At 72.8% G+C, this 10,151-nt stretch carries 10 protein-coding genes; 7 read left to right on the forward strand and 3 right to left on the reverse strand.

The window, feature by feature from the left end:
* The first annotated feature begins 236 nt into the window (after window positions 1–236).
* The 3 genes from ACCP09_RS35920 to ACCP09_RS35930 all read left to right on the forward strand — a co-directional run bounded on the left by ACCP09_RS35920 (window position 237) and on the right by ACCP09_RS35930 (window position 3,665).
* Complete coding sequence (locus ACCP09_RS35920) at window positions 237–440, forward strand: hypothetical protein (RefSeq protein ID WP_433753311.1); 204 nt, start codon at window positions 237–239, stop codon at window positions 438–440.
* Window positions 441–930: 490 nt separating this feature from the next.
* Entirely contained in the window at window positions 931–1,629 is a 699-nt protein-coding gene (locus tag ACCP09_RS35925; RefSeq protein ID WP_231960669.1) for a phosphoethanolamine transferase CptA, read from the forward strand.
* Complete coding sequence (locus ACCP09_RS35930) at window positions 1,626–3,665, forward strand: bifunctional lysylphosphatidylglycerol flippase/synthetase MprF (protein ID WP_433753313.1); 2,040 nt, start codon at window positions 1,626–1,628, stop codon at window positions 3,663–3,665. The genes ACCP09_RS35925 and ACCP09_RS35930 overlap by 4 nt, the downstream gene beginning before the upstream one ends.
* Here ACCP09_RS35930 and ACCP09_RS35935 read toward each other — a convergent pair.
* Together ACCP09_RS35935 and ACCP09_RS35940 are read right to left on the reverse strand one after the other, a co-directional pair.
* Entirely contained in the window at window positions 3,614–4,852 is a 1,239-nt protein-coding gene (locus tag ACCP09_RS35935; RefSeq protein WP_433753315.1) for a sensor histidine kinase, read from the reverse strand. The genes ACCP09_RS35930 and ACCP09_RS35935 overlap by 52 nt on opposite strands.
* Window positions 4,849–5,505: a response regulator transcription factor gene (locus tag ACCP09_RS35940; RefSeq protein ID WP_123684038.1), complete on the reverse strand. Its 657-nt coding sequence runs from the start codon at window positions 5,503–5,505 to the stop codon at window positions 4,849–4,851. The genes ACCP09_RS35935 and ACCP09_RS35940 overlap by 4 nt, the downstream gene beginning before the upstream one ends.
* A gap of 116 nt (window positions 5,506–5,621) precedes the next feature.
* On the opposite strand from ACCP09_RS35940, the gene ACCP09_RS35945 reads away from it, so the two are divergent.
* From ACCP09_RS35945 to ACCP09_RS35960, 4 genes are read left to right on the forward strand one after another with little or no spacing between them, the layout of a single operon-like run.
* On the forward strand, window positions 5,622–6,128 hold the full coding sequence (locus tag ACCP09_RS35945) for a hypothetical protein (protein ID WP_378364713.1): 507 nt from the start codon (window positions 5,622–5,624) through the stop codon (window positions 6,126–6,128).
* Entirely contained in the window at window positions 6,125–7,207 is a 1,083-nt protein-coding gene (locus ACCP09_RS35950; protein WP_433753318.1) for an efflux RND transporter periplasmic adaptor subunit, read from the forward strand. The genes ACCP09_RS35945 and ACCP09_RS35950 overlap by 4 nt, the downstream gene beginning before the upstream one ends.
* Window positions 7,204–7,866: an ABC transporter ATP-binding protein gene (locus tag ACCP09_RS35955; RefSeq protein WP_378333887.1), complete on the forward strand. Its 663-nt coding sequence runs from the start codon at window positions 7,204–7,206 to the stop codon at window positions 7,864–7,866. Before ACCP09_RS35950 ends, ACCP09_RS35955 begins: the two co-directional genes overlap by 4 nt.
* Window positions 7,863–9,065, forward strand: coding sequence for an ABC transporter permease (locus tag ACCP09_RS35960; protein WP_123684035.1), 1,203 nt, complete (start codon window positions 7,863–7,865; stop codon window positions 9,063–9,065). The genes ACCP09_RS35955 and ACCP09_RS35960 overlap by 4 nt, the downstream gene beginning before the upstream one ends.
* 45 nt (window positions 9,066–9,110) lie before the next feature.
* On the opposite strand, the gene ACCP09_RS35965 is transcribed toward ACCP09_RS35960, so the two are convergent.
* Window positions 9,111–10,052, reverse strand: coding sequence for a threonine/serine dehydratase (locus ACCP09_RS35965; protein ID WP_027932678.1), 942 nt, complete (start codon window positions 10,050–10,052; stop codon window positions 9,111–9,113).
* Window positions 10,053–10,151: the final 99 nt, after the last annotated feature.

Consider the following 10,151-nt stretch of genomic DNA (forward strand, 5'->3'; position numbering starts at 1 on the left):
GGCCGGGGTAGGGCGAACGCCCTGGTGGGGGCGGGTGTGGTCCGGGCGGGGGCCGTTCGGGGCACGCGAGAGGGCCTTTCGTGGGGGGGGGGGGGGGGCAGTCGTGGGGGGGTGAGTGGGCCGCTCGTGGGGCGGGGGCGGGCGGGGGGCGGGGGGGGGGGGGTCACCGGGGGGCGCGGGGGGGGGGGGTGGGGGGGTGGGCGGGGGGGGGGGGGGGGGTCGCGGGGATCGTGCCGGTGGCGTGGAGCGCGGCGGGCCGGGCGGAGCCGGCGGCGCCGGGACGGGCGGTCGCGGCGGTGGCGGCGTGCGGCTACGCGGGATTCCTGGTGGAGCCGGTGGTGATCGGAGCGATCGCCACCTGGAGCGGATTGCGGTGGGGGCTGGTGTCCGCGGTGGTGGTGACCGGCGTGGTGGCGGTGCTGGCGCGTGGGGTGCGTTGAGGGTGCGAGGCGGCACCCACGGAGCGGGCGCGGTTTGCCGAGCGAGATGGGCCTGCGCGTGCGCGGTGGTGGCGCGGTTGGCGGAGTGGGGGGTGAGCGGGACGTGCTGGCGGAGCTGGAGCTGCGAAGTGGGACGGACCCGGCGGAGTCGGGTCCGGCTGCGCGGGAACGGATGGACCGGCTTGAAGGGTGCGGGGGAGGAGCGGGTTGCGGGACTGGGTGGTTGCGATTGCGGTGCCCGTCCACGCCGCCCCGCTAGTGCCGGGAGTGAGCGCTGCCCCGCTAGTTCCGGCGGCGAGCGCCACCAGCCGCCACCCGCCGCTCCACGCGCCTGCGCCGCGGCGTGCCGGTTCGGTCCCTGGCAGACCACTTCGTGCGTTGGGAACTGGCGTCCCCGGTTGTCAGCCCGGTAGGTCTTTCGGCCCTAGTTGGCTCCTCCGCGCGGCCGCAGGCTGGGACATCGGAGCGCCATGGGGAAGGGGTGGCGGCCGTGACCGTCGAGTTGTTCGCCGGCTCCTCCACCGGCCTGGCGCTGTGGGTGGTCGCCGCGTTCGTGGTGACCTTCGTGGTCACCCGGGTCGTCGTGCGGATGATCCGCGCGGGGCGGGGGCCGTTCCGCGACACCAACGTCGGGGAGGTGCACGTCCACCACCACGTCTACGGCATCTTCCTCATGCTCCTCAGCGGCGCGGGCGAGTTCGTGTACCGGCCGGGGTCGCCGTGGGTGGAGGTGCTCGCCGTGGTCTTCGGCGCCGGCGCGGCCCTCACGCTCGACGAGTTCGCCCTCTGGCTGCACCTGGACGACGTCTACTGGGCCCGCGAGGGACGCAAATCCGTCGACGCGGTGCTCGTCGCGGCTGTCATCGGCGCCTTCCTCGTCCTCGGGGCGCGGCCCTTCGAGGACACGGCCGACGAAGGGCGCATGGCGTTCGCCGTCACCGTTCTCGCCCACCTCGTGCTCGCCGGCATCGCCATCTTCAAGGGCAAGATCGCCTCCGGCCTGATCGGGATCGTGGTGCCGTTCGTCGCGGTCGTCGCCGCCGTGCGGCTCGCCCGGCCGGGCTCGCCGTGGGCCCGCGCCCGCTACGACGCGGCACGCCTCGCCCGGGCCGAAACCCGCTTCCGCCGCAACCGCTGGGACGGCGTCAAGGACCTGCTGGCCGGAGCCCCCACGGAGGGCCGGACGTGACACACCTCCGCCGCATCCCCTTCACACTCGCCTTCCTCGCGGCGCTCGTGGTCACCGGCGTCGCCACCGGCAGTCTCTGGTCCCCGGTCGAGGACCGCGCCTGGTTCCCCGACGTCGCGTTCGGCCTGCCCGCCTTCGAAGCCGGCCGCTGGTGGACGCCCGTCACCGGGCCGTTCTTCGCGGTCACCCCGCTCTACTACCTGCCGGTCTTCCTCAGCTTCGCGTTGTTCACCGGTTTCGCCGAACTCCGGCTCGGCACGAAACGCACCATCGGCACCTTCGTGACCGGACACCTCGTCGCGGTTCTCGGCGCCGCCGGGGTCCTCCTCGCTCTCCGGGACGTCTCGTCGTGGGCGGCGGCCGTCGCGACGGTCCTCGACGTCGGACCGTCCGCAGGGGCCTTCGCCGCGATCACCGCCGCCACCGCGACCCTCCGCGCACCCTGGCGTCTGCGCCTGCGGATCCTGCTGGTCGGCTACGCCGGGATCGCCCTGCTCTACGGCGGCACCCTGGCCGACGTCGAGCACTTCCTCGCCGTGGCGATCACCCTGCCGCTGTCGCCGCGGATCGCCGGGCCGAACCGCGTCCGGAATACCGGACAGCCCAGCCGTCGGGAATGGCGGCTGCTCGCCGCGTCCGGGCTGCTGGTCGTGGCCGCCGTCCGGATCGTCACGTGGTTCTTCCCCACGACCGGTCCACTCGGACCCACCGGCACCGACGACTCGTCCGCCGTCGAGGTCGTCGTCGTGATCCTGCTGGCCCTCCTCGTGATGCGCGGGCTCAGCCGGGGCCGCCGGGTCGCGTGGTGGGCCGTCGTCGTCATCGCCGCGCTCGACATCCTGCTCACCGCGCTGACCGGGGTCGCGCTGCTGGTCGCCACGGTCCTCGACTCCGTCGAAGCGGTCGACGACGTCCCGCTGGTGGTCACCGACAGCGTCTTCTGGCTCGGCTACCTGGTGCTGCTCGTCGCCGGGCGGCACGCCTTCCGCGTCCCGTGGCGGCCGCGCACGGCGGACGGCGACCGGCGGCACGCCATCGAACTCGTCCAGCGCAACGGCGGCGGCACCCTGTCCTGGATGACCACCTGGCCGGAGAACCGCTACTTCCCGATCGCGCACGACACCGGTTACGTGGCCTACCGCAAGCACGCCGGGGTGGCCGTCGCGCTCGGCGACCCGATCTGCCCGCGTTCTGACGGGGACGGCGCGGTCGCCGAGTTCGCCGAGAACTGCGACCGCGCCGGGCTCGTGCCGTGCCTGTTCTCCGCGACCGAACCGTCGGTGCGCGGCGCCGAGCGGCTGGGCTGGCGGTACCTGCAGGTCGCCGAGGACACCCTGATCGACCTGCCCGGCCTGGAGTTCAAGGGCAAGCAGTGGCAGCCGGCCCGCAGCGCGCTCAACCGCGCCGTCAAGGAGGGCATCACGTTCCGTCTGGTCCACCTGGCCGACGAGCCGCGCGCGGTGCTGCAGCAGGTGCGGGCGATCTCCGAGGAGTGGGTGGGCGACAAGGGCCTGCCGGAGATGGGGTTCACGCTCGGCGGGGTGGACGAGGCGCTGGACCGGCACGTGCGGGCCGGGCTCGCGGTCGACGCGGACGGGCGCGTGCACGGCGTCACCTCGTGGATCCCGGTCTACGCCGGGAACGGCGAGATCGAGGGCTGGACGCTGGACGTGATGCGCCGCCGCTCGGACGGGTTCAAGCACGTCGTGGAGTTCCTCATCGCCTCCGCCTGCCAGGCCTTCCGCGACGAGGGCGCCCGCTACCTGTCGCTGTCCGGCGCGCCGCTCGCCCGCGCCGGAACCGATGGCGACACACGGATCCTCGACGCGCTGCTGGACAAGCTCGGCGCGGCGCTGGAGCCGTACTACGGCTTTCGCTCGCTGCATGCGTTCAAGGCGAAGTTCCGCCCCCGGTACGCGCCGATGTACCTGATCTACCGCGACGAAGCCGACCTGCCGCGCATCGGCGTCGCGATCGCCCGCGCCTATCTGCCGGACGCCGGCCTGCGCGACATCCCGAAGCTCGTCCGGTCCTGAACGGACACGCGGGCAGGCAGTCGCACGGTGACGACGAGCCCGCCGCCGTCGCGTGGCCGGGCCGCCACTTCGCCGTCGTGCGCGCTCGCGACCGAGCGCACGATCGACAGCCCCAGCCCGGCGCCCTTCGCCGAGTCCAGCCGGGGCGCGGCGCGGCGCCGGAACGGCTCGAACAGCGCCGGGACCTCCGCATCGGCCACCGCGGGCCCGGTGTTGCTCACCTCGATCTCGACCACGTCGCCGCGGGTGCGTGTGCCGACGTGGACCCAGCCGCCCGGCTCGTTGTGCCGGATGCCGTTCTCGACGAGGTTGTGCACCAGCCGTTCGAGCAGCAGCGCGTCGCCCAGGGTGGGGGCCTCCGCGGGCGAGTCGGTCACCGTCACGCCCGCGGCCCGCGCCTGGTCGGCGGTCTGCGCGACGACGTGCGTGACGACGTTGGCGAGGTCGAGCGGGAACCGCTCCACGACGTTCTCCGACTTCGCCAGCACCAGCAGACCGCTGATGAGCCGCTCGTGCCGAGAGTTGATCTGCAGCAGCTTCTCGCCCAGTTCCTTGACGTCCGGCGACGCCGACCGGCGGTGCATCGCGATCTCGACCAGCGACCGGTTCAGCGTCAGCGGGGTGCGCAGCTCGTGCGAGGCGTTGGCGACGAACCGCCGCTGGCCGTCGAACGAGCGGTCCAGTCGCTCGACCATCGTGTTGAACGCCTCGGCCAGGTCCTTGACCTCGTCGTCCGGGCCGCGCAGCGTGATCCGCCGGTGCTGGCGCGGATCGGCCGACGCCGCGATCCGGCGGGCCGAACCGGTGACGCCGTGCAGCGGCGCCAGCACCCGGCCCGCGACCAGCCAGCCGAAGCCGATCGCCAGCGCGCCGACCACGACCAGCGCGATCGTGCCCTGCACCAGCAGGGAGTGCGCGGCGGCCTCACGCAGCAGGGCGGCCTGCTCCCGCGCGACGCGCTCGACTTCGGAGTTGATGATCACGTCGTTCAGCTCGTTCGTCGTGATCACCGTGTCCGTCCCGGGTTCCGGGCCGACGCGGGTGAGCAGCCGGATCGTGCCGCGCCCCACCTGGGAGTTGAACAACGCGTAGGTGACCCCGAGCAGCACCACGCCGCCGGCCAGGAACAGCCCGCCGTAGATCAGGGTGAGCCGGGCGCGCAGGGTGATCCGCCGGGGCCGCCTCACGGGATCCGGTACCCGACGCCGGTCACGGTCTCGACCACCGGCGGGTCGCCGAGTTTGCGGCGCAGCTTGAGGATCGTGAGCCGGACCGCGCCGGTGAACGGGTCCGCGTTCTCGTCCCAGGCCTTCTCCAGGAGGAACTCCGCGGACACGGTCGCGCCGTCGGCGCGCAGCAGCTCGGCCAGCACGGCGAACTCCTTTTTGGACAGCGGCACGTAACGGCCGTCGCGGAAGACCTCGTGGCGCGCCGGGTCCAGTGTGATGCCCGCGCGGCTGAGCACCGGCGGCGCGGCCGGGCGGGCGCGGCGGCCCAGCGACAGGATCCGCGCGGCCAGTTCCGGGAACGCGAACGGTTTCGCCAGGTAGTCGTCGGCGCCGATGGTCAGCCCGGTGACCCGGTCGGTGACCTCCGCGGCCGCGGTCAGCATCAGCACCCGCGTCGGTGACGACGAGGACACCAGCTCGCGGCACACGTCGTCGCCGTGCACCCCGGGCAGGTCCCGGTCCAGGACCACGACGTCGTAGTCGTTGACCGCCAGCCGGTCCAGCGCGCCGCCGCCGTCGTGCGCGACGTCCACCGCGTGCGCGTCCTCGCGCAGCCACTCCGCGATCGCCTCGGCGAGCATCGGCTCGTCCTCCACCACCAGAACCCGCACGTCACCAGGGTGACCCGGCCGGTGTTTCCTCGGCGTTAGCGATGTCGGAAACGCCCGGGAAATGCCCAGACCCGTTCCATTCCCTCCGTTCGTACTCGAATGCGAAGGAGATCCTGATGCGCAAGATCCTGGCCGCGGTTCCCGTGGCCCTCGCACTGGCGCTCGCCGGGTGCGGTTCCGGTGACGACGGCGGGACCGGGGTGGCTTCCGCGGGCGGCGCCGCGAGCACCACCGCCGGCAGCGCACCCACCATGGGCAACGGGGAAATGGGGCTGAAGTACGCGCAGTGCATGCGGGAAAACGGCGTCCCGATGGAGGATCCGGTGGACGGCCGGATCACGCTCAAGCTCGACGGATCGGTGCCGAGGGAAACCGTGGACAAGGCGCAGGAGGCCTGCCGTCAGTACAACCCGCAGGAGAACGGCGCCGCCAAGTCCGATCCGAAGATGGAGCAGGCCGCGCGCGACTTCGCGGTCTGCATGCGGGAGAACGGCGTCGAGGCGTTCCCCGACCCCGAGCCCGGTCAGAAGGGCATCCGCATCGACGGCAGCCTGTCGCAGGACCCGGACTTCGAGCAGGCGTCGCAGAAGTGCCAGGAAGTGCTCGCGGGGGCGCGCGGATGACCGAGGCGAGAACACGCGGACGCGGGCGGCTGTACGCGGTTGTCTTCGTGCTGGTGGTCGCCGTCGCGGGCGGTGGGTACGTGGTCCTCGCGCGTGGTGACGACGGCACCGCGCCTGCCGCGGTGGAGCTGCCGCCGAGCACGGCGAAGGTCCAGCGGCAGACGCTCGACGACACCCAGACCGAGGACGGCGAACTCGGCTACGGCGCCTCGTCCACACTGGCCAACCGCCTGCCGGGGACCCTCACCTCCGTGCCGGACAGCGGCGCCGTGATCAGCCGCGGGCAGCCCGTCTTCCGCGTCGACGACAAACCGGTGACGTTGATGTACGGCGCGATGCCGGCCTACCGGCCACTCGCCGAGGGCACCGAGGGCGCCGACGTGCGGCAGCTCGAGGAGAACCTCAGCGCACTGGGCTACACCGGGTTCACGATCGACGACGAGTACAGCTCGGCCACCGCCGACGCCGTCCGCGAGTGGCAGGAGGACCTCGGCCTCGACGAGACCGGGGTCGTGGAGCTGGGGCGGGTCATGTTCACGCCGGCCGAGATCCGGGTCGAGACCGTCGACGCGAGCGCCGGGCAGCCCGCTTCGCCGGGGCAGAAGGTGCTGTCCTACACCGGAACCGCGAAGGCGGTCACCGTCGAGCTGGACCCGTCGGACCAGCGGCTGGCCCAGGAGGGTGCTGCCGTGCAGGTCGCGCTGCCCGACGACCGGAAGCTGGCCGGGAAGATCACCGACGTCAGCACCGTGATCGAGCCGGCGAGCGGTCAGGGGGAGGAGCCGCAGACCAAGGTCGAGGTCGAGATCGCGTTCGACGACCAGCAGGCCGCGGCGGGCGCGGCGGGCTACGCCCTCGCGTCCGTGGACGTCACCTTCACCGCCGAGAAGCGCGAGAACGTGCTCACCGTGCCGGTCGCCGCGCTCGTCGCGTTGGCCGAAGGCGGGTTCGGTGTCGAGGTCGTCGACGGCGCCACCACGCGGTACGTGCCGGTGAAGACCGGGTTGTTCGCCGAGGGCAAGGTCGAGATCTCCGGCGACGGGATCGCCGAGGGGATGGTCGTGGGGATGCCGAAATGATCTCGCTGACCGACGTGACCAAGCGCTATTCGGGCGTGACCGCGTTGGCCGGGGTGTCGTTGCGGATCGAGCCGGGGGAGCTGGTCGCGATCGTGGGGCCGTCCGGTTCGGGCAAGTCGACGATGCTCAACGTGCTCGGCACGCTCGACCGGCCCACCTCGGGCAGCGTGCACATCGACGGCCACGACGTCGCCGCGTTGTCCGACGCGAAGCTGTCCGCGTTGCGGGCGCGGCGGATCGGGTTCGTGTTCCAGCAGTTCCACCTCGCCGCGGGCACGGCGGCGCTGGACAACGTCGCCGACGGCCTGCTCTACACCGGCCTGCGCGCGGGGGAGCGGCGGCGCCGGGCGGCGGCCGCGCTGGAGCGGGTCGGGCTCGGGCACCGGATGGACCACGAGCCGCACGAGCTGTCCGGCGGGGAACGGCAGCGGGTGGCGATCGCGCGGGCCGTGGCGGGTGATCCGCCGCTGCTGCTGGCCGACGAGCCGACCGGAGCGCTCGACTCGGCGTCCGGGGCCGGGGTGATGACGCTGATGCGGGAGTTGAACGAGTCGGGCACCACGGTCGTGATCATCACGCACGACCGGGACATCGCGGCGTCGCTGCCGCGGCAGGTGCGGATGCGGGACGGCCGGGTCGTCGAGGAGGTGACGCGATGACCACCGCGTTGTCGCCGGCCCGGATGTGGCCGCGGGACGTCGTCAAGGTCGGCGCGGTCGGCCTGCGGACCCGTCCGACGCGTGCGTTCCTGTCCGCGCTGGGGATCGCGATCGGTATCGCCGCGATGGTCGCGGTGGTCGGGATCTCGTCGTCGTCGCGGGCCGAGCTGGACCGGACGCTGGCGGCGCTCGGCACCAACCTGCTCACCGTGTCGCCGGGCACCACGTTGACCGGTGAGGAGGCGCAGCTGCCGGAGACGGCGGAGGCGATGGTCGCGCGGATCGGGCCGGTCGAGTCGGTGTCGGCGATCGCGCGGCTGGGCGACGCGAAGGTCTACCGCACGGACAAGATCCCCGAGGCGCAGACCAACGGGCTCGCCGCCTACGCGGCCCGGCTGGACCTCCCGGCGACGACCGGTGCGCGGGTGCGCAGCGGAACCTGGCTCAACGAAGCCACGAGCGGCTACCCGGCGGTCGTGCTCGGCTCGTCCGCGGCCGAGCGGCTGGGCATCTCGCGCGCCGGGCCGGATGTGCGGGTGCTGGTCGGCGGGCGCTGGTTCACCGTCGTCGGGATCCTCGAACCGGCCCCGCTGGCGCCCGAGCTGGACTCGGCCGCGCTGGTCGGCTGGGAGGTGGCGGCGAGCGAGCTGCGGTTCGACGGGCTGCCCACCACGATCTACACGCGGTCGCAGGACGCGCAGGTCCCGGCGGTGCAGTCGGTGCTCGGCGCGACCGCGAACCCGGCCGCGCCGAACGAGGTCGAGGTGTCCCGGCCGTCCGACGCGCTCGCCGCGCAGCAGGCGGCGGGCGAAGCGTTCACCGGGCTGCTGCTCGGGCTGGGCGCGGTGGCCTTGCTGGTCGGCGGGGTCGGGGTGGCGAACACGATGGTGATCTCGGTGCTGGAGCGGCGCGCGGAGATCGGCTTGCGACGCTCGCTGGGGGCGACGCGCGGGCAGATCCGGACTCAGTTCCTGGCGGAGTCGCTGTTGTTGTCCGCGCTCGGCGGGCTCGGCGGCGCGGTGCTGGGAAGCCTCGTGACAGTGGGCTACGCGGTGTACCAGTCGTGGCCGGTGGTGGTGCCGCTGTGGGCGGTGGCAGGCGGCGCCGCGGCGACGCTGGTGATCGGGGGGATCGCGGGGTTGTATCCGGCGATCCGCGCGTCCCGGCTGTCGCCGACGGAGGCGCTGGCGACGCCGTGAGCGGGCCGGGTGCCGTCCGTCGTGGGCGGCACCCGGCTGTCTCGGTCAGCCGAGCAGTTCGCGGAAGCGCTCGACGCCGATGTTGCCGCCGGAGAGGATGACCCCGACGCGGCCGGTGAAGCCGCCCTTGAGCAGCCCGGCGAGCGAGGTCGCCCCGCTGGGTTCGAGCACGATCTTGAGCCGCTCGAACGCGAACCGCATCGCCTCGCGGATCTCGTCGTCGCTGACCAGGACGATGTCGTCGACCAGGCGCTGGTTGACGGAGAAGGTCAGCTCGCCGGGGATGTCGGCGGCGAGCCCGTCGGCGATGGTGCGCGCGACGGGGATCTGAACGCGTTCGCCCCGCTGGAGGGACTGGCGGGTGTCGTCGGCCTGCTCGGGCTCGACGCCGACCACGCGGATGCCGGGGTGCAGGCCCTTGGCCGCGGTGGCGCTGCCGGCCATCAGCCCGCCACCGCCGATCGGGGCGATGAGGGTGTCCAGCTCGCCGGTCTCCTCGAGGAGTTCCAGCGCGGCGGTGCCCTGACCAGCCATGATGTGCGGGTGCTCGTAGGGTGGGATGAGCGTCAGGCCCCGCTCCTCGGCGAGCTGGTTGCCCATCGCGACGCGGTCGCCGGTGTAGCGGTCGTAGGTCAGGATCTCGGCGCCGTAGCCGCGCGTGGCGTCCATCTTGGAGGACGGGGTGTCCTCGGGCATCAGGATGACGGCCTTGCTGCCCACCAGTTGAGCCGCGAGGGCGACCGCCTGGGCGTGATTTCCGGACGAGTAGGCGGCGACGCCCTTGCTGAGCTGGTCGGGTGTCAGGTGGGAGATCGCGTGGTAGGCGCCGCGGAACTTGAAGGCGCCGATGCGCTGGAAGTTCTCGGCCTTGAGGAACGCGGTGGTGCCGGTGCGCCGGTCGAGGGTGGTGGACGTCAGGACAGGAGTCCGATGAGCGACACCGTCGATCCGCTTGGCGGCGCTCCTGATGGCTTCGAGATCGAGCATGAACCCATCTTATACGAGATGTCCAGAGATTAGACGGTTCGTCAAAACAACGACACGCAAGCCGGCAACGGAAGCGGGCCGACTATCCCAACCAGACCT

The sequence above is a fragment of the Amycolatopsis sp. 3B14 genome (assembly GCF_050958625.1).
Taxonomy (GTDB): Bacteria; Actinomycetota; Actinomycetes; order Mycobacteriales; family Pseudonocardiaceae; genus Amycolatopsis_E; species Amycolatopsis_E thermoflava.

Coding starts and splice junctions, on each gene's coding strand:
- ACCP09_RS35960 (WP_123684035.1), top strand. CDS start 7,863: ATGACCACCGCGTTGTCGCCGGCCCGGATGTGGCCGCGGGACGTCGTC.
- ACCP09_RS35950 (WP_433753318.1), top strand. CDS start 6,125: ATGACCGAGGCGAGAACACGCGGACGCGGGCGGCTGTACGCGGTTGTC.
- ACCP09_RS35965 (WP_027932678.1), bottom strand. CDS start 10,052: ATGCTCGATCTCGAAGCCATCAGGAGCGCCGCCAAGCGGATCGACGGT.
- ACCP09_RS35945 (WP_378364713.1), top strand. CDS start 5,622: ATGCGCAAGATCCTGGCCGCGGTTCCCGTGGCCCTCGCACTGGCGCTC.
- ACCP09_RS35955 (WP_378333887.1), top strand. CDS start 7,204: ATGATCTCGCTGACCGACGTGACCAAGCGCTATTCGGGCGTGACCGCG.